The organism is Butyrivibrio sp. AE2032 (assembly GCF_000702965.1).
In genome coordinates, this window is the sequence record NZ_JNLF01000006.1 from 43,101 (window position 1) to 63,730 (window position 20,630).

Sequence of the window (20,630 nt, forward strand, 5' to 3'; positions counted from 1 at the left end):
AATGAAGATATGTTTCCAAAAGAACCAATTAAAAAAAGAAATGGCACTGGACAGGCAAAGCGTATTCGCTCTCAGGAAGACGCTGAAAAGAGCAGATTAGTTGAAAAACATGAGGAAGAGGAAGAAAATCTTAGCAGTATTTTTTCTGTAGGAGAACATGAAGAACCTGCCTCTTCATCATCTTCAGGACAAGTAGATGATGATGAATTTGAAAAAGATGAAATGCTGGAAGCTCGGAAAGAACTTGCCGAATCTGAGCAGGAGAAGCTTGGTGATAAGCCTGTGGATTCAGACGATGGGGTTTTAGTTAAAGCTGCGCATTCAGACACCGATGACGACGAAGAAGATGAGAAAGTAGAAGAGGAAGAGGAGAAACCCAAGGAAAAATCGAAAAAGAAAGATGAGGATGATGATTCTGACTCTGAAGAGGAAGAGGAAGAAGAGGAAGAGGAAGAGGAAGAAGAGGATGACAAAAAGTTAGAAGATTTATCTGATTCTGAATCTGATTCTGAAGACGAGGATGACGACGGAGGCAGCTCCACCACCGGCCCGCAACATAAGTCATCCCGTGCTGTAAGAGCCCTGAAGAGAAGAAAAAATCACGATGATGAAGGCTCCAGCACTACTGGAATACATGCTGATAGTTCAGCTTCTGCTCATAGAGTGGCGCATGTATCTGCTCCTGTGGTGGTACCTGTACCGGGGCCTGTTCCCGTACCTGTGCAACCTGTAGCCCAGGCTCCTGTGCTTAGGGTCAGAACACCTATGGCTTTGGGGCTTAATAATATTGCAGATGCTCTTAGAGGCCGGGCTGATGATAGATCAGAGGCTTTTTTACAGCTTCAGGAAGCGCTTGAAGCTGCAAAAGATATATTTGATGATATCGGTACAGGGGACATTAGCCTTGATGATGTAAAATATGATCTATTCCAGGCTGCATATATAGCTGCAGACAGATTCCTTCAGGAGAACAGGTCAAAGAACAAGGGATCAGCCAAGGAGCGCCTTGATGATGTTGACAAACTTCTCAATGGAATGGATTACGTCACCGTTGAGCTGGCAAATGCAAACCATATTGATCTTGCTGAAAAGAACATTCCTGCTTCAAAGGAAGAGAAGGATTTTGCATATAAGAATATAAAAAGATTTACAGCAGCATACTTCGTCTATTGTTCCAGGATTGATCAGGAGCTTATTACTACTGATGATGAGAAGCTTGTAAAAAAATGGAATGCCATCAAAACCTGTGAGAGGGATATTCTGATCTATTTCCAGAACAATGTCATTACAGATCTCCCTGCTGATGAGAGGCTTCTCTTAAGGGAGTACCGTTGTCTGAAACGTCAGATGGCTGTCCGAAACCTCATGAAAAAAGACAATGAGGAGAAGGAGACCTTTGGCAACGAGAGTCTAAGTAAGGAACAGCTTGAAGGACTTTCAAGGATTGATACCTGGGTAATAAGGAATATCAGAAATGGCGGATGGTTCAAGATGTTTGGTTCCCGCTCTATTTCTGACAGGACTGATATTGCAGGAAAACTTATGGCCATGTCCAAGAGGGAGAGGCTTTTTGCCTACTATCTTGTTGAGAAGAAAGAGAGAATAACTCCTGACCAAAGTGGTCTGGCCTTTTCTCAGATAGACTATGTTCCTAATGTGAAGGCATTTAAAGAAGCCATTATTGCTAGCAAAGCAAAGTTCTATCTTCGTTTTTCCGGAAGCTATATTTATTGGAATAAGCTTACTGAGGCTATGGCTATTGCTTCCAGGTCGAAGCCCATTTTAAAAGCTTCAGAGGAATATTTTGGCTATAACGAAGACGGTTCACAAAAGCAGATAAGTGCTGCCCAGGCTCAGCCTAAAGATATGAGCAATATGTCTCCAAAGGAGCAGTTTCATGAGCATTTACGTCTTATGCTTATAAATGCTCGTAACACTTATGATATTTTAAAGCGAATTGAAGAGAATAAAAGTAGTAATGCTGGATATTTTCATCAAAATGTTGTTGATCAGGCTGCTCTTGCCAGGCTGAAAACAGAAGCACAAACCCACATGCATGCGATTGCGCATACAGTTCAGGATCTGCGTGATTATCAGGGAAGAACCGGGAAAGCTGTAAGTAAGGAAGACGTTAACTCAATGGCGGGAGAACCGGCAGAGTACTTTTCTTCTCTTACAACAGGGGCAAACCCAGCTTTGTGGGAAGATCTTGTGTACTGGAAGAAGAGTGAGATCATAGACTTTGCCGGAAATGAAAGTGTTTTGGATAGAGTCTTCTATGGCGGAGCAGGAGGCCTTGAGGCTGTTGGAGGACTTATCACTTCTATAATTGCTACGATGCAGCTATATGAGGAGAGGAAGTCTATTTCAACTATTGACTTGCTTTCAAAATCAACTGCCATCGCAAGTACAATCGAAAAAGCAGTAAGGGGTGCAGCTGATGTTGTTGCAATGACAACCTATGCGGGAACTGCTGTAAATGAAGTGGCAAGGGTAGTGGCTTCTCCTTTTTTGGGAGTCGTCGTCGCCGGTGCAGATACTGCTGTAGCTGTATTTAAGGGAGCATCTGAAATTAGAGATTCCTATTACAGGGGGAAGGCAGCCCAATTAGCCAGACAAAAGGGAGGCAAGGACAAATACAGGGATGGAATGCTTAAGCTTAACGAAAAGCTTGCTAAAAGACAGCATGCTTCTACAGTTAGTTCTGGGATTACTGCTGCTTGTTCTGTAACGGCATCTGCCCTTGTTATTGCATCAGTTGCCACATTTGGACTTACTCTTATTCCGGCGCTTATTGCTGTTGGAGTAGGAATTGGCGCGAAGGCCTTTGACAGAAAATATGCAAAAGAAATGAAGTTTGCTCTTTTTGATGGCTACTATGAAATTGACGAGATGTTAGATGCAGAAAAGCAAAAGTACAATCGCGCTCATCCCTTCAGACCACTCACCAAGGATCAGGAGGAGAGGATGAAAGAGCAGCTCCGGGGAAAAGTTGCAGCTGCGAATGGCTACTATTCTCCCGGACATGCAGCCAAGGAAATCTCAGTTCTTTATGCAAGATATCTTCGTGACAGTGTCCAAAATAATGATGGTAACGCTGATATGTGCGAGGCTATGATAAAAGGTCTTGGACTTAAATGTAAGGTTGATTCTGTTGACCCCAATAATACAATTCCTACCGTATCAGATATTGTTAGAAAACTTGTTTGTTAAAAGCCCTTTAGAAGGAGGAGCTAAGGATGGATTTAAAAAAGCTTTATGAGGAAAGACATGAGATTCTTTCAGCAATTGAAGAGGAGTTTACAAAAGAGTTTGTTCCGGCAAAGCTGTCAGAAAGAGATGGTTATAACGTGGAGTTTCTTACAGTGCTCTTAGAGGAGGTTGCAGTAGACGGACTTACCTCCACCGGTGAATTTTTCTTCCTGCCTAATAAAGAAGGTGAGGAGATTCAGTACTTCGTAAATCTAATCACCATTTCCGAGGAGCTGCCTGATGACACTATGAATGAACTTTGTGCCGCAGTGGCTTCCATTAACACCTATGTTATGACAGGAGCCTTTGCAGTTGACCCTGTGGCCGGAACCCTGGTCTACAAGCATGCTTATGAGATGCCCATTGATCTTCCTAAAGAGCAGGTGGCTGATTTTGTCGACATGACCATGGGAATAACTATCCAGATGGTTCAGCAGTATGCTTATTACCTTATTGAAGTTAAGGAAGGCAAAAGAACTGCTAAAAACGTTGTTCTTTCTCTTTCACCTTTGGAGTAAAATATGAATTCTGATATTTACAACATGGCCATAAAACTTAAATATCATCTGATGCCCGGAGTTTATCCGGCTTTTCCTGATGTTCCTGATCTGGATATCTTTGCGGATTCCCTGGAGATAAGACAGGTGGGCGGAGATTACTATGATTTTTATAGAATTGATGCGGACCATATAGGAATAGTCCTGGCTGATGTCTTTGACGGAGGCGATGCAGCGGCTCTTTATATGGTTGCGTTCAAGATCTATCTTCACAGTAATCTAATGATGTATGACTCCATTGAGGACAAGATTGAGGCTGTAAATGACCTTCTGTGCTGGGATAATGATGACAATCTTTGCCTTTCCGCCTGGTATGGAGTGTATGAGATTTCTACAGGAACACTTAAGGTTATAAACGCCGGACATGAAAAGGCACTGGTTCTTTCAGAGGGACATGTCTTTTCCTATGAAGAGAACGTATCCTACCTGATGGGCGTAATGGAGGGGATGAAGTATCAGAGCTTTGAAATAAAACTTGAACCGGGAGAGAAACTTCTTCTCTTTACGGATGGAGTTGTTCATGCCATGAACTCCGAAGGAAAAGAATATGGTCGTACAAGACTCATAAAAGCTTTTAAGAGTACTGAAGGAAAAAATGCAGAGGAGACCATAGCTCTTTTGCAAAGTGACCTTCAGGAACATGTTGGAACAGCTGAATTAAATGAGGATGCTACTTTCCTGTGCCTCCAGAGAAGTGGAGGTGAAAGAGCATGAAATTCTTTAAAAGTGCTTTGCATGATGGAAGAGTCAGGATCCTTGATGAGAATAAAAATGCCATCATCATAAAATTCTTTGACAATAATGCCAGGATAATGACGGTTCCTGAAAGCTACAACCTTGTAAAGGCTGCTGAGGCTCTGGCCATTTCCCGGAATGTTAAGCGGATCAACTTTGATTATAAATCTGACCTCACAAGCCTTGAAGAACAGCTACAGGAGGATGGCTTCAAGATTTCAAACTCTGTAAATATACTGTCTGTTTCTGCAACAGATCTATTTGCTTCGAAGGGTGTAAAAAAGTCTATCGACATAGATTTCCCGGATGTGGAGTACATTCCCTTCAGAGACCTTATTCTATATCAGGCTCAGGAAGCTATCGACCTTCTCTCCAAGGAGAAGATCATAATCGGTGACAATGACATAGATAGATTCGATGAAGATCTTAGCTGCATTGTTTATGATGAAGCAAGGAGGCCAAAGTCAATTATTCTTGCTTCCACCCAGGGGAAAGAGATTGTCATTGAGCTTTTGTTCAGCATGGTGGGAAGTAACCCCAAATTTGTCATGGCAGCCACCCAGGGCTTTGCCAGGGAACTGTTATCCCTTAGGCTTTTGGAGGTGTATGACAGGATTTCAATGCTGGAGGTCAATGAATCCATAACTCCGCTTATTAAGAGACTCCTTGATAAGGAATACTCTTTGGATATAACAGGGAAAGTTCACAGCGCATCAAAAGAGTTTTCGGAAAGCTCTGAAAGCACTGACATTGAATTTGAGGATGTGCCTCTGGCGCTCTTTACTGAGGAAAAGATAGGCTATCCCTATCAGAATAATATAAACATTAAGAGCCAGTGGAAGTTAGACTCTGAAAATAGTCGGAGGAAGTTTTGAAGAAACTCAAAAAACCCAGAATTCCATTGATGATCGGGATGTCCTTCATTGTGCTGGTGGCACTTTTTATCACCTGTTCCTTCTTTTCCTGGAGCAGTAAGGATTACTTCGAGGACATGGCAATTGATGAAAGCCAGGCCGGGGCTAAAATTGCTGCAGCAGGTATAGAAGAGATCATATTCAGCTCAGTTAAAAATGTAGACGAGATTGCTGACAAAAAAATCCGGTCGGAGCTTGAAAAGAGATTTACCCACATCTGCCGGGAGTCAGAACTTCAGTACATCTTTGTATATACTGTCGATCAGAATGAGAAGCGCCATTACATTCTTTTTTCCGGAAGTGAAGAGGGCTTTGACGAAAAGTACTGGGAAGAATATCACTATGGAATTACTGATGATGAACCACTTACAGATGCAGAAAGACAGGCTCTTGCCGGAGATCGCGGAGGATGCTACGAATTCAGGGAAGAACTTAATGACAATATTTGCGCCTGGATATTCCCGCTTATGGATGATGAGGGAAAAATAGAAGCTCTTCTTGAGGTTGACTACAATTATCGTGTTATTAAAGGACTCTTCGTTGTTCTGATGGTCAGGTCCTGGGTGCTGGTGGGAGTTGTTGTTTTGTTTTCCATGCTTATTGCCAGGGCTCTTTTAAAGCGACTTATCTTTAAGCCTGTAAAGAAGCTTTCCAGGAATATGGAGCATTTCTCCAAACACAGGAGCCTTAAGTACGCAAAGAGAAAGACTCTTACCAGAAATGAGATAACTGATATCGAGGACAGCTTCGAATCCATGGTAAATGATATTACCGGGTACATGGAGCACATTGAAAAGCTAACAGCCGATGAGGTTCAGAACAAGACTCAGATGGATGTTGCCCGTAAGATCCAACAGGGAATTGTTCCCGACAAGTATGGTATAAAGGGCAGTGAATATGACCTGTTTGGAATTTCCCATCCTGCCAAGGAAGTAGGCGGCGACTTCTACGATATCTTTTTCCTTGATGAGAAAAGAGTTTGTGCCATAATCGGTGACATCTCCGGAAAAGGAGTGTCAGCAGCTCTTTTCATGATGATGGTCAAGAGCTCCATAAGGGAGAAGATAAGAGCCGGCCGGGGCGTAGCTGATTCCCTGAATGACACTAATGCTTATATCTGTGCATCCAATCCTGAGTGTATGTTTGCTACGGTATTCGCTTTTATACTGGACCTTACAGATGGTAAGGTGACTTATGCAAATGCAGGTCATAATCCACCTCTTTTACTTGGAGATGAGGTAAAAGAGCTTAAGGTGGATTCGGGGCTTGCTATTGGACTTTTTGATGATGCTGATATTCAGGAGCACACTCTTTTCCTGAAAAAAGGAGAGGGTATATTCCTGTATACCGATGGCATCACAGAGGCTATCGACAAAAATGAGAAGCAGTTTGGAATTGACAGGCTCATAGCTCAGATGAGTGAAAATACAGACACTGTCGGATTCCCTGCAAGAGAAAAGACTCTTACACTTATTGAAAAAGTGCTTAAATATCAGGAAGGACTTCAGCAGTTTGATGACATGACAGGACTCATGGCCCTTTATATGGGAAAAGAGGATACGGAAGGTGGTGCTTCCTTTGAGGAATTTTCCAAGATGAAGGAAACGATAATGCATGTTATAACCAATGAGGATAAGGCCAAGAATGCAGTCCTTGCCTGTGAAGAAATATATGTGAATATAATGGATTATTCAGGGGCTGACAGTGTTAATCTGGCCTGGGAAGAAAGAGATGATAAGCTCATCGTCAGGTTTATGGACAACGGAAAGCCCTTTGATCCTTTGAAGAATGATGGTCCAAAGCACGAGTTTGAAGATCTTGATAAGGGTGGAATGGGTATCAACCTTGTCAAACGCTACACACAAAATATAAGTTACAGAAGGGATATGGGGCAAAATATCCTTTCACTGACACTTGATACTTAAAGAAAAGTAATTGGAGGATGACTAAATGAAAATTAAGACTAGCGAATCAGAAAAAGAGATTGTCATTGCCCTGGAAGGCTGGCTGGACACCCAGGCAACACCTGAGCTTACCCTGCTTTTGGAAAAGCTTGAGCTGGACGACAGGACCCTGGTACTTGACTTAAAAGACCTTGAGTATATATCATCTTCAGGAGTGAGACAGGTGGTCTTTGCCCACAAAAAGGCTAATGGAAATTTCGTGGTAAGAAATACCCCGGAGAATATCTTTAACGTATTTTCTGCCACGGGCATAGATAAGAGGGTAAACTTTGAATAACAGTGCATTACCGGAAAAGTTCCTTCAGAGTATGAAGGAGCTTTTTTCTGAAAAAGAATATGAAGAATTTGTAGAGAGCTTTTCTGCTGAGGATGATTACAGTCATGGTATAAGGGTGAACTATCTGAAGGTCGGGAAAAGAGCTGAAGGAGAAATCGAGGCTGTCCTTGAAAAAGCCCTGGATTTGGCTGGCGGAGTCATTCCAAAACAAGTACCCTGGGAGGAAAGAGGTTACTACTACAGTGAAGAAGCTGCTCCCGGAAAACATCCCTATCACGAGGCGGGGCTTTACTATATCCAGGAGCCAAGCGCTATGTCGCCGGTTCACTTTCTTGACCCGAAGCCTGGGGACAGAGTTCTGGATCTTTGCGCAGCTCCGGGAGGAAAGTCTACCCAGATTGCAGACAGGCTCTGTGGTAAAGGACTTTTAGTTACAAATGAGATCAACAGGGACAGGGCTAAGATACTGTCCCTTAACATAGAGAGAATGGGGGTTCCCAATGCCCTTGTTCTTAATGAGGATTCAGGACATCTATCGGAGGTATTTGAGGGATACTTTGACAAGATCCTGGTGGATGCTCCCTGCTCAGGAGAGGGAATGTTTCGTAAGAACGAAAATGCCTCCGGGGAGTGGAGTCCTGAAAACGTGGAGCTGTGTGCTTCAAGGCAGGAAGAGATCCTGAATAATGCAGCAAAGATGCTACTTCCGGGAGGAAGACTTGTTTATTCCACCTGTACGTTTTCTCCCAAGGAGAATGAGGAGAACGTATTCAAATTTTTGGCATCCCACCCGGACTTCCATACTGAGGAAGTAGAACTGGTTGGTGGAATGGAAAATGGAAGACCTCAGTGGGTTAGGGATATTGTGAAAAATATTCCTGAAGCTTCTGACAATGCTGAAGCTTTGCTCTCTGAAGTTTCAAATTCTGTACGCCTTTGGCCACATAAAGTAGAAGGTGAAGGCCACTTTATGTGCGTCTTTAAGAGAGATGGAAGCCTTAATACAGAGGGACAAAAGAACTATGTTCCCGGTGGACGCAACATCGCTGCCAGGAAAGAAGCCCTTAAGCCACTTAATGAGTTTCTTGATGAAACTTTGAACAAACAAAGAAATAGTAAAGAGAAAACTGATCAGGCTCTGGATGGTCTTGTGATCAGCTTTGGAGATCAGCTGTATTTATGCCCTGAGAATATGCCAGGAATAAAGGGCCTTAAGGTCATGCGCCCCGGACTTCACCTTGGCACGGTTAAAAAGGACCGTTTTGAGCCTTCTCATGCATTAGCCTTGTATCTTAATGAAGATAGTGTTAAACTGCACTTTGACCTTTCTTCAGATTCAGGAGAGATCCAGCAGTACCTGAACGGACAGACCTTGAGAATTTCGTCTATTATGAATGATATGGAAAGGGTGTCCGATAACGATAACAACGGATGTGAAAGTCGCAAACAGGAAATGAAACTTCTGGAAAAGAAAAAAGGCTGGTGCCTGATCACCACAGATGGCTACAGTGTTGGCTGGGCAAAGCTAGCTGGAGGAATGTTGAAGAATCACTATCCCAAAGGTTTGCGCATAAATTATTAATAAAGGATTTCCTGTAAGTAATGCCTTTGCATCGAACAGGAAAATGTGATATGAGAAAACTTCTTGTTTTTTTGAAAGATTACAAAAAAGAGACCTTACTAGGACCTTTGTTTAAACTTTTAGAGGCATCATTTGAACTGATGGTGCCTCTTGTTATTGCGTCCATGATCGATAAAGGTATTGGAAGCGGAGATAAGAGCCACGTTATCCATATGTGCCTTATCCTGATCCTTCTTTGCATTGTGGGATTTGTAAGTGCAGTAACTGCCCAGTTTTTTGCAGCTAAGGCTGCAGCGGGCTTTGCCAAGAAGGTGAAAAGAGCTCTTTTCGATAATATACAAAAGCTCTCTTACACAGATATAGACAGAATCGGAACTTCAGCTATGATCACCCGCATGACCAGTGATATCAATCAGGTTCAGCAGGGGGTAAATCTGACTATAAGGTTACTTCTTCGTTCGCCCTTTGTGGTTTTGGGCGCCATGGTCATGGCCTTTACCATAAATGTAAGGATGGCCCTTATCTTCCTTGTGACAATAGCTCTTTTATCCCTCGTTGTGGGACTTATCATGAGATGGAGCATTCCAAGGTATGGCCAGATTCAGGGCGGACTGGATGGCCTTTTAAATCTCACCAGAGAAAATCATACTGGTGTGAGAGTTATCAGGGCATTTGGACTTGAGGAGAAGGAAAAGGAGAGCTTTAATGGCAGAAATGAAGCCTTAATGAAGCTTCAGACCTTTGTTGGTACGATCACAGCACTGATGAATCCAGTGACCTACGCAATCCTCAATCTGGCGATAGCTTTTCTTATCTATAGAGGCTCTTTTCATGTTGAGGCAGGTGATCTGACTCAGGGCCAGGTAGTAGCTCTTTATAACTATATGTCTCAGATCCTTGTGGAGCTTATTAAGTTTGCAAACCTTATTCTTACAGTAACTAAAGCAATTGCTTCAGGAAACAGAGTAGAAGAGATGTTAGAACTTCGCTCATCTATGGAAGATGGAAATGTTACTGAGTTTAAGGATACAAAAGAGCATATTGTATTCAAAAACGCTTCCATGCGCTATCAGGGGGATGCAGAGGATTCTCTTGAAGGCCTTGACGTTACTATTATGAGAGGCGAAAAGATCGGTGTTATCGGAGGTACCGGTAGCGGAAAGACTACACTTATAAATCTTATCCCGAGATTTTATGATACAAGACAGGGTGAGGTTATCCTTGATGGAAGGAACGTCAAGGAGTACCGTCTTGAGGCGCTTAGAGAGAGAATAGGTGTTGTACCACAGAAGGCAGTTCTTTTCCATGGCTCTATCAGGGACAATATCAGATGGGGCAAGAATGACGCTACAGATCAGGAGATTTTTGAGGCTCTTACCATAGCTCAGGCAAAAGAGATTGTGGAGTCTAAGCCAAAGGGGCTGGACTACGAGGTTTCTCAGGGAGGAAAGAACTTCTCCGGAGGCCAAAAGCAAAGACTCACTATTGCAAGAGCGCTTGTGAGAAAGCCTGAGATTCTTATTCTGGACGACAGTGCTTCAGCGCTTGACTATCTCACGGACAAAAAGCTTCGTGAGGCTATAGCAGCGATGGATAATCCGCCCACAACCTTTATTGTTTCTCAGAGGGCTTCCTCTGTAATGGGATGCGATAAGATAATCGTTCTTGATGATGGCAAGGTGGCAGGCATAGGAACCCATGATGAGCTTCTTGACAGCTGCGAGACCTATAGGGAGATCTATGATTCCCAGTACAAAAAGGAGGGCGCAGTATGAAGAAGAATACACTTAAAAAAGTACTTCGTTATGCCTCCAGATACCATTTCCTTATAGTGGTTTCAATGGTGCTGGCTATTGTGACAGCTCTTTTATCCCTATATGTTCCTATTCTGGCAGGACATGCAATAGATAAGCTTATTGGCAAGGGGCAGGTAGACTTTACGTCTCTGTCCGGAACTATATTACAGATCGTTGTAACGGTTCTGGTGATTGCCATCTGCCAGTGGGTTATGAACAGGGCTAATAACAGGATAACCTTCCAGGTGGTAAGGGATGTGAGAAAGGATGCCTTTTCAAGGCTTCAGATCCTGCCCTTTGAATATCTGGATAACAAGCAGACAGGGGAGATCGTATCAAGGATAATTGCTGATGTTGATCTGTTTGCTGATGGGCTTTTGATGGGCTTTACACAGCTCTTTACAGGAATTGTGACCATTGTGGGAACTCTTGTGTTCATGTTCTATCTGAATTTCAGGATTGCCCTTGTGGTTGTGGTGCTTACTCCTTTATCACTCTTGGTTGCAAGGTTTGTGGCCACAAGGAGCTTTAAGCTCTTTAAGGAGCAGTCAACAGCAAGATCCGATCAGACAGCTTTTGTTGATGAGATGATAGGGAATCTTTCTGTAGTAAAGGCTTTTGCCCATGAGGATGAGAACCTGGAGACCTTTGATGGGATCAATGATCATCTGGAGAAGGCTTCAGTGATGGCTACCTTTATTTCATCGCTGACTAACCCAAGTACCAGGTTTATCAATAACATTGTTTATGCGGCTGTTGCGCTGTTTGGCTCCTTCGTGTGTATAGCAGGAGGCATGACTGTCGGAGGACTTACGATTTTCCTTAGCTATGCCAATCAATACACCAAGCCCTTTAATGAGATTTCCGGCGTTATAACAGAGCTCCAGAATGCCCTTGCCTGCGCGGAGAGAGTATTTGAGCTGATAGAAGAAAAATCTGAGATACCTGATAAGGAATCTGCGCCAGAGGGCCTTGAGGCTCGTGGAGACGTGGATATAGCTGATGTTTCTTTTTCCTATGATAAGAGCAGAAGCCTTATTGAAGATCTTAATCTTAATATCAGGAAAGGCCAGCGTGTTGCCATTGTAGGTCCTACCGGTAGTGGAAAGACCACGCTTATCAATCTGCTCATGAGGTTCTACGATGTAGATAAGGGCAGCATAAAAATTGACGGCTACGATATCAGAGATTTGAGAAGGAGCACACTTAGGTCGAATTTTGGAATGGTTCTTCAGGATACCTGGCTTCGAAATGGAACTATCAGAGATAACATAACCCTTGGCAGGGAAGGCTTTAGCCATGAGGAAATCATAGAGGCAGCAAAGGCTGCTCATGCCCACAGCTTCATTAAAAGACTTCCTGATGGGTATGATACCCTTATCACTGAAAACGGTGGAAATCTGTCCCAGGGCCAGAAGCAGCTTCTTTGCATAACAAGAGTAATGCTGCATATTCCGCCGATGCTTATTCTGGATGAGGCTACTTCCTCAATCGATACGAGAACTGAGATAAGGATCCAGAAAGCCTTCAACAGGATGATGCAGGGAAGGACCAGCTTTATTGTTGCCCACAGACTGTCTACGATCAGGGAAGCTGATGTGATCCTCGTTATGAAGGACGGTCACATAATAGAGCAGGGAAGTCATGCTGAGCTTCTTGATAAACAGGGCTTCTACTACGAGCTTTACAATTCACAGTTCGCATAATGACAGCACGTAGTGCGAAACAATCCGGGTCATTATGCCATTTACAAACACACGAAATGTCTATAAACTAGATACAAGGCTTTAGACCTTGGAGGATTTTAATGAATACAGAAACTAATCAGAGACCAATATTTGTCTGCGGTCATAAGAATCCTGATACGGATTCTATATGCGCAGCAATTACATATGCGAACCTGAAGAATCAGGTTTTCGGCGGCAATTATATTGCCTGCAGAGCAGGGCACTTAAACGAGGAGACACAGTTCGTTCTCCAGCACTTTGGAGTTGATGTTCCTGCCTATATCAAGGACGTCAGAACCCAGGTAAGGGATATGGAGATCAGAAGGCTTGATGGAACTTCAGGCAAGATGTCCCTTAAGAATGCCTGGAAGAAGATGCGAGACGCGGACGTTGTTACTCTTTGTGCAACTGATGGAGACAAGCTTGCAGGACTTATTACTACAAATGATATAGTTGAGACCTACATGGATGTAATTGATCCACACATTCTTTCCCAGGCCGGAACCTCCTACAAGAATATTGTGGAGACTTTGGACGGCGAGCTTATTGTTGGCGACATTGAAAAGAACCTTGAAAGAGGAAAGGTAGTTATTGCAGCTGCCAGTCCTGAGATGATGGAGAACGTCATCGAAGAGGGTGATGTGGTAATCCTTGGTAACAGATATGAGACACAGCTTTGTGCCATAGAGCTTGGTGCTTCCTGTATCATAGTCTGCGAGGGAGCTGAGGTTGCAAGGACTATCCAGGGACAGGCTAAGGAGCACAACACCCAGGTTATCACCACTCCTCATGATACTTTCGTGGTGGCAAGACTTATAAATCAGAGTATGCCTATAGAACACATCATGAAGAAGGATAATCTTGTAACCTTCCACATGGATGATTTCATTGAAGACATCCAGGAAGTAATGGCTTCCATGAGACACAGATACTTCCCGGTACTTGATAAGAACGATCATTACATCGGTATGATCAGCCGAAGAAACTTTCTGGGCGCTCACAAGAAGCAGATGATCCTTGTGGACCACAACGAGAAGAACCAGGCAGTTAACGGCGCTGATGCGGCTGAGATTTTAGAGATTGTTGATCACCACAGACTTCGCACTATTGAGACTGCCGGACCTGTATTCTTCAGGAACCAGCCACTTGGTTCAACCTGCACGATCATCTATCTCATGTACAGGGAGTTTGGTGTTGAGATTGACAAGACGACAGCAGGTCTTTTGCTGGCTGCGATCCTTTCTGATACATTGATGTTCCGTTCACCAACCTGTACAAAGGTTGATAAGGATGCCGGTGAAGATCTTGCCCGTATTGCCGAAGTTAACTACGAGGAATTTGCTAAAGAGATGTTCCATGCAGGATCAAATCTTGGCGGAAAGAGCGCTGATGAGATCCTTCATCAGGACTTCAAGAAGTTCACTGTAGATGATATGAACATCGGAATCGGACAGATCAATTCAATGAGTTCTGAAGAACTTATTGAAATAAAAGAAAAAATTATGCCTGAGATCAAGGCAGTGGCTGAAAAAGATTCACTTGATATGATCTTCTTCATGCTGACAAATATTATAGAGGAGTCTTCAGAGATTGTATTTGCGGGTAATAAGGCTCTTCACACATTAAATAGTGCTTTTGGCCTCAATTCTGAGGATGAAGTTGTTGTGCTTCCAGGGGTGGTTTCACGTAAAAAGCAGCTTCTTCCTGCGATTGTAGAGGCTTTGCAGCAGTAAAAACTATATAATAAATTTGGCAGGGGTACTAAATTATGGAGGAACTTAGAAGGTTGATCCTTCATGAGGTCGTAAGGACTTACGGTCCCATCCAGGGTCAGAGTATTGGGGCAATCATCATTCCTGCATTCATCGGAGATTTTAAGAAGGTTCTGGATAACGCAGATACCTTTGATGAAGTCTTTGAGGAGTACATGACAGAGGACAAGAAGATCCATCTGATTCTTGAAGGCAGGAGAAAACTTGGTCACAAGGGGGTTAAACTTGAGATCACAGGAGCTGTAGTCAACGACAACAGACTACACCTCACAGAAGAGCACTGTTACGTATAAGTGTTGGACTAAAGCCCGGGAGTACGAGCACCCGGGCTTATTTCAGTCAAAATCCGAGAATACTTTATTGAGAAAAAAAAGATATGAATGAAGCACTTGTAAGAACTGAATTACTTCTTGGAGCCGATGCATTGGAGAAGCTTTGCAGCTCCCGGGTTTGCGTTTTCGGCGTAGGCGGAGTTGGAGGCTACGTTGTTGAGGCTCTTGCCAGAAGCGGCGTTGGCCATCTTGATATCGTAGACAACGATGACGTGGCTATGTCCAACATCAACAGGCAGATCATAGCCCTTCACAGTACCGTCGGAAGATCAAAAGTGGATGTTGCCAAGGAGAGGATCCTGGACATCAATCCTGATGCGCAGGTTACGGTCCACAAGTGTTTCTATCTTCCTGAGACTGCATCAGAGTTTGACTTTAGTTCTTACGACTACGTGGTTGACGCCATCGATACAGTTACAGCTAAGCTTGATATTATTGTTAAATGTACCGAGGTCGGGACTCCAATTATCAGTTCCATGGGCACCGGCAACAAGCTTGATCCCACCAAGGTTCAGGTCACAGACATTTACAAGACCGAGATAGATCCTTTGGCCAAGGTCATGCGCAGAGAACTGAAAAAGCGCGGAATCAGGAAACTGAAGGTAGTTTATTCAAACGAAGACCCCCTAAAGCCTGACCAGGACCTTGTAAAGGCCGAGCTTGAAGCAACAGGCTCTCAGCGTCGCAGCATCCCAGGAAGCACAGCTTTCGTACCGCCAGTAGCCGGACTTGTGATAGCTAGGGAAGTAGTTATGGATCTTATTGAAACGGAGAACAAACATGAGCGATGAAAATTTACGTTGGAAGCTGATCAAGGAAGAACACCTTAAGCAGGATAAGTGGATCGACTTTCGCCAGAATATATATGAACTTCCTGATGGGGCACATATTGGTCCTGTCTATAATTTTTCAAAACACAGCTTTTCCGTCATAGTGGCTACTGATGAGCAGGGAAGATTCATCTGCGTTAAGCAGTACAGACATGGCATAGATGAGATAACCACAGAATTCCCCGCTGGCGGCATTGAGTATAAGGAGACTGAGAACCATCCCTACATTACAGCTACCAACACCAAGGCATCAGAAGAGGAGGCTTTTGAAGCTGCAAAACGTGAGCTTCTTGAAGAGACCGGATATGTTTCTGATGAGTGGAAACATCTTTTCACTGTTCCTGCCAATGCAACTCTTGCCAGCAATAACGTTCATATCTATGCTGCTAGAAATTGCCGAAAGGAAGGAGTTCAGCATCTGGATGACTCAGAGTTCCTGAATGTGGAGCTTCTTACAGAAGAGGAGCTTAAAAAGAGAATCTTTGGAGGAGACTTCAAGCAGTCCAACCACGTTCTCGCCTGGTATTTATACAATGATAAAAGCCTCTGATCAAAGACCTGCACAATTCCTACTTGAATATGGAAATGTGCTGTGATAAACTAAAAAAGCTGTACAAAACGTGCAGCCCATAAGCCGGCATGTCGGAATGGCAGACGATGCAGACTCAAAATCTGTTGTGGGTAACCACGTGTGGGTTCAAGTCCCACTGCCGGCACTAATTTTAAAGCCAGTAATCAAGTGTTAAACGATATAACGCTTGTTTGCTGGCTTTTTGTGATATAATAATATCGGAGGGTGTAAGTATGAAGCTGGTTTCTGTAAATAAACTCATACCGGGAATGGTCGTTTCAGAGAACATTTACACTCTGGACGACAGACTGGTGCTTCCAAAGGGCACAGTTCTTGACGAGAATAGTATCGAGAGGATCAAGGCTCATTCTCTTTATAACATCTTTGTCGAGGAACAGATGAAGACTGTTGAGCCTAAGGCAGAGAAAAAGGGTGATTCTGACAACCCATCCTATGCCGAGAGACTCAGGAACACAGAAGAGTTTATTATATTCAAGCAGCATATCGAAGAAAATGCAGAAAAGCTTGAAGAATCCTTCAGACTTATAGCCAACGATTCAATTCCCCTTGACGTGGACAAACTCACAGAACCTGTTTATAACCTGTTCGTAGAGGCAGGAGGAACAGCAGGAATCTTTGACATGCTCCATAATCTCAGGGACAATGCTGACGCAGTTTATATGCATTCTTTAAACGTTTCCCTTATCAGTAACACCATTGCTACCTGGATGAGACTTCCCCAGGAAAAGATACAGCTGGCCACAGCAGCAGGTCTTTTGCATGATATCGGTAAAATGCTGATCCCTTCTGATATCCTTCAAAAGAAGGAGGCTCTTACTGAATATGAGCAGAAGATCATGAACGAGCATGTAACTAAGGGATACGGCCTTATTAAGAATAAAGATATTGATACACATATTAAGAATACTGTTCTTATGCATCATGAAATGAGGGACGGATCAGGTTTTCCTTTCCACCTGAGAGGAGATAAGATTGATGAGATCGCCTCAATAGTTACCGTTGCCAATGTTTATGATACTCTTACCACGAGAAAGAGCTATAGGGCGCCGGTCTGCCCATTCGAAGTAATAGCTCAGTTTGAAGAAGACGGACTCCAGAAGTATGATCCCAATGTCATCATGACCTTCCTTTCAAACATCGTGAATACCTTTATTGCCAACAGAGTTATGCTAAATAGCGGACAGACAGGGGATATTATCTTTATTAACCCTGACCATCTGTCAAAGCCTACGATCAAGTGCGGAGATCAGTTTATTGATCTTGCCAAGAACCGTGGTCTTTCCATTGTTGCTTTGGTATAGGACAAAATGCACAAAAGAAGGAAACGAAAATTGTAAAATGCGTTTCTTGTTTTTTGATGTGCCTTTTGTTAGTATGTAAACGTGGAAACCGGGAAACCAAATGCGGTTTTCGGAATAGCGTTTACGCCTGTAAAAATGGCAGATTGGAAGGAAGAAATGAAAGACAGATCCAAGGTGATTTTTGGTAACCAGGTCAGTGACAAGGCATACAGAAATGCCCTTAAGTCCAAGAAGAAATTCATCAAAAAATATGGTGATGATTCTAATACAGATTACAAGATCAGAGTATCAGACAACGAAGTAATAGGACCACTTCTTGGTGTAAAAAACATTGAAGTTACAGCTAAGATCCCTGCAAATGAAGGTCAGATGGACACAGAGAAGGGCATAATCGTAGGTAACATCAGAATGGGCTTTGGCCACTACCGTATTTCAATGGCAATGGCATCCTATGCAAGGCACCTTGGCTATGTTCCATACTGGATGGATCTTAACTCCTTTAAGGAAACCACCTGTACAAAGGTTATCGGTGCTCAGAATGATCTTTATTCACTGGGCTCTCGTCTTTCAAAGAATCCTATTTTTAATAAACTTGTTTGGGAGCCAACAAACTATGAAGGCTTCAGAGCTCTTACCTACAATTCTTCAGATCAGAAGAATGCAGAACTTATGGCTCCTGTATACAGAAACGTACCAAAGGATATTCCGGTTATTGCAACCCACGTATGGCCTGCACAGGCAGCTATCCATGCAGGAATGAAGTATGTGGTAAATGCAATTCCCGATAACTGGCCAATGGCCCTTCACCTTTCCGAAGGTTCAGTTCACACCATCCAGTGTAAGAATGCTTACATGGGATACAGGATCCTTAACGGAATGGATAAGAAGAATGTATGTAAGCCAATGCCTCAGGAGTCTTTAGTTTATACCGGACATTACATCGACTACGAGCTTGTAAGCAACATCAATGCTGACTGTGAAGCAAGGGTTAACAGGAAAAAGACTGGAAAGCCTATGAGATTTCTTTTGACCATCGGCGGAGCCGGAGCTCAGAAGGAAATCTTTGCTGAGATAATTAAGCACCTGATCCCACTTATCAAGGAGGGAAAGGCTGCTCTTTATGTAAATGTCGGTGATTACAGAAATGTATGGGATGAGCTGGTAAAAGAGATCCCTGGCATGAAGGAGCTTTCTACAGAGCACATGGACAACTGGGAGGATACACTTTCCTTCACAGAAAAAGCTCTTTTACCTGAGACAGAGGTTACAGGAATCCACGGATTCTATCACGCAGATATCTTCAAGGCAGTATATGCAACAAACCTCCTTATGAGAAGCTGCGATGTACTCGTTACAAAGCCAAGTGAGCTGGCATTTTATCCGGTTCCAAAGCTCTTCATTAAGAGAGTAGGTAAGCACGAGATGTGGGGTGCCATCCATTCAGCTGAGATCGGAGATGGAACACTGGAGTGCAGAGATATACCACACACAATTCAGATGTTGGATCAGTTCCTTGAGACAAATCTTCTTGATGAGATGTGTGAGAGCATAAAAGAAAACAAGAAGGCAGGCATCTATGATGGTGCCAAGAAAGTAGTTGAGCTTGCAGTTAAGCTCAGGGAGGCAAAATAATGGAAAACAAACAGCTTAAACCAATCACAAACGGACTTTTATGGATATTTGCTATAGGCCAGTTCGGATGGAGCCTTTTGTCCGGCGTAGTTTCAAACTGGATGGTTTATTACTACACAGGAAGCCCTGATGCCCAGAATCCTAACACAGGTATCTTTGCAGGCTTTATTACACAGGAGCCTATTCTTTTCAAACTTACACTTTTTGGAATGGTGCTGGCTGCTGGACGTATCTTTGATGCTATTACAGATCCTCTCATTGCCGGATGGTCTGACAGATCAAACTACAAGGGCGGAAGAAGAATCCCATTCATGAGAGTTATGGCGATTCCATTCTCACTTTGCACAATAGCTCTTTTCGTTCTTCCTCAGACAGGTAATCAGGGACTGAACGATTTCGCTCTGTTCGTACTCCTTATGGTGTTCTACCTGTTCATGACAATGTTCTGCACACCATATAACGCTCTTATTGCTGAGCTTGGTGACACACAGCAGCACAGGATCAATGTATCAACATACATTTCCTTTACATTTATTGTTGGACAGAGTATCTCGTTCCTTCTTCCTAACGTAGCAGGAGCACTTCAGGGAAGCTTTGGTCAGGCAGGATCTATCAGAATGGCTGTAGCTATCATGGCTACAATCGCATGTCTTGCAATGCTGTTCCCGGCTTTCTACATCAAGGAGAGAGATTACATTGAGTCAAAGCCAAGTCAGACAAGGCCTTTCACATCACTTATCAAGACCTTCTCAAATGGCCAGTTCAGACGTTTTGTATACAGTGACGTTATCTATTTCTTTGCACTGACACTTTTCCAGACAGGACTTCCTTTCTATGAGACAAAGCTCATGCAGGTTCCTGACACAATGACCTTTACACTTACAGCAACAATGACAGCTATCAGCGTATGTCTTTACCCTGTAGTTAACATCCTAGCAAAGAAGATTGGTAAGAAGGCACTGATCATCACAGGATTCTTTGCTTACAGCGTAGTATTTGCAATTACTTCATTCTGTGGTGTTGGAATTCACTGGGGATTCATCGTAGCTGTTACAGCTGCAATCCCAATGGCTATCCTTGGAATTCTTCCTCAGGCCTGCGTTGCAGATGTAGCTGAAGTTACAAGACTTGAGACAGGTGAGGACAGAAGCGGAATGTTCTTCGCAGCACGTACCTTTGCTTTCAAGATGGGACAGGCAATTGCGCTTGTGACATTTACTTCGATCACAGTTGCCAAGACACAGGCAAGTTACAGAACCACTGCAGTTGTTGCATTTGTAACCTGCTTCATCGGAGCAGTTCTGTTCTTTGCCTACAATGAGAAGAAACTTCTAAGCAGAATAAATGAACTTAAAGGAAAAGAGTGA

The 20,630-nt window shown here is 43.3% G+C and carries 16 protein-coding genes and 1 tRNA gene; all 17 read left to right on the top strand.

All coding sequences use genetic code 11. The annotated features are described in order from the left end of the window. Positions 1-9: 9 nt before the first annotated feature. The 17 genes from BO18_RS33795 to BO18_RS28570 all read left to right on the top strand — a co-directional run bounded on the left by BO18_RS33795 (position 10) and on the right by BO18_RS28570 (position 20,630). Positions 10-3,213 carry a hypothetical protein gene (locus BO18_RS33795; protein ID WP_051689273.1) on the top strand — a complete coding sequence of 1,068 codons (3,204 nt, stop codon included), beginning with the start codon at positions 10-12 and terminating at the stop codon, positions 3,211-3,213. A 26-nt stretch (positions 3,214-3,239) separates the two neighbouring features. Further along, a complete protein-coding gene (locus tag BO18_RS28495) occupies positions 3,240-3,770 on the top strand; it encodes a hypothetical protein (protein ID WP_034452022.1) in 531 nt (176 codons plus the stop codon). Between the two features lie 3 nt (positions 3,771-3,773). Then, a complete protein-coding gene (locus tag BO18_RS28500; RefSeq protein WP_034452023.1) occupies positions 3,774-4,523 on the top strand; it encodes a PP2C family protein-serine/threonine phosphatase in 750 nt (249 codons plus the stop codon). Next, a complete protein-coding gene (locus tag BO18_RS28505) occupies positions 4,520-5,419 on the top strand; it encodes a hypothetical protein (RefSeq protein WP_034452026.1) in 900 nt (299 codons plus the stop codon). Before BO18_RS28500 ends, BO18_RS28505 begins: the two co-directional genes overlap by 4 nt. Beyond that, positions 5,416-7,383 carry an ATP-binding SpoIIE family protein phosphatase gene (locus BO18_RS28510; RefSeq protein ID WP_034452027.1) on the top strand — a complete coding sequence of 656 codons (1,968 nt, stop codon included), beginning with the start codon at positions 5,416-5,418 and terminating at the stop codon, positions 7,381-7,383. The genes BO18_RS28505 and BO18_RS28510 overlap by 4 nt, the downstream gene beginning before the upstream one ends. A gap of 25 nt (positions 7,384-7,408) precedes the next feature. Continuing rightward, positions 7,409-7,699, top strand: a complete 291-nt coding sequence (locus tag BO18_RS28515; protein WP_034452029.1) for an STAS domain-containing protein — start codon at positions 7,409-7,411, stop codon at positions 7,697-7,699. Beyond that, a complete protein-coding gene (locus tag BO18_RS28520; RefSeq protein ID WP_255351006.1) occupies positions 7,692-9,281 on the top strand; it encodes an RsmB/NOP family class I SAM-dependent RNA methyltransferase in 1,590 nt (529 codons plus the stop codon). The genes BO18_RS28515 and BO18_RS28520 overlap by 8 nt, the downstream gene beginning before the upstream one ends. A 50-nt stretch (positions 9,282-9,331) precedes the next feature. Next, entirely contained in the window at positions 9,332-11,056 is a 1,725-nt protein-coding gene (locus BO18_RS28525; protein WP_034452031.1) for an ABC transporter ATP-binding protein, read from the top strand. Next, positions 11,053-12,783 (top strand): ABC transporter ATP-binding protein, encoded by a 1,731-nt coding sequence (locus BO18_RS28530; protein ID WP_034452032.1) that lies wholly within the window; start codon positions 11,053-11,055, stop codon positions 12,781-12,783. The genes BO18_RS28525 and BO18_RS28530 overlap by 4 nt, the downstream gene beginning before the upstream one ends. Before the next feature lie 101 nt (positions 12,784-12,884). Beyond that, positions 12,885-14,537, top strand: coding sequence for a putative manganese-dependent inorganic diphosphatase (locus BO18_RS28535; protein ID WP_034452034.1), 1,653 nt, complete (start codon positions 12,885-12,887; stop codon positions 14,535-14,537). Positions 14,538-14,572: 35 nt separating this feature from the next. After that, entirely contained in the window at positions 14,573-14,869 is a 297-nt protein-coding gene (locus BO18_RS28540) for a hypothetical protein (RefSeq protein ID WP_034452036.1), read from the top strand. 83 nt (positions 14,870-14,952) lie between these two features. Further along, positions 14,953-15,699, top strand: coding sequence for a tRNA threonylcarbamoyladenosine dehydratase (locus BO18_RS28545; protein WP_034452038.1), 747 nt, complete (start codon positions 14,953-14,955; stop codon positions 15,697-15,699). After that, positions 15,689-16,288: an NUDIX hydrolase gene (locus BO18_RS28550; RefSeq protein WP_034452040.1), complete on the top strand. Its 600-nt coding sequence runs from the start codon at positions 15,689-15,691 to the stop codon at positions 16,286-16,288. Before BO18_RS28545 ends, BO18_RS28550 begins: the two co-directional genes overlap by 11 nt. 83 nt (positions 16,289-16,371) lie before the next feature. Continuing rightward, positions 16,372-16,454, top strand: a tRNA-Leu gene (locus tag BO18_RS28555). Positions 16,455-16,542: 88 nt separating this feature from the next. Next, a complete protein-coding gene (locus BO18_RS28560; RefSeq protein ID WP_051689274.1) occupies positions 16,543-17,631 on the top strand; it encodes an HD-GYP domain-containing protein in 1,089 nt (362 codons plus the stop codon). Between the two features lie 156 nt (positions 17,632-17,787). Then, positions 17,788-19,263: a DUF6937 domain-containing protein gene (locus tag BO18_RS28565; RefSeq protein WP_185752625.1), complete on the top strand. Its 1,476-nt coding sequence runs from the start codon at positions 17,788-17,790 to the stop codon at positions 19,261-19,263. After that, positions 19,263-20,630 (top strand): MFS transporter, encoded by a 1,368-nt coding sequence (locus tag BO18_RS28570; protein WP_034452043.1) that lies wholly within the window; start codon positions 19,263-19,265, stop codon positions 20,628-20,630. The genes BO18_RS28565 and BO18_RS28570 overlap by 1 nt, the downstream gene beginning before the upstream one ends.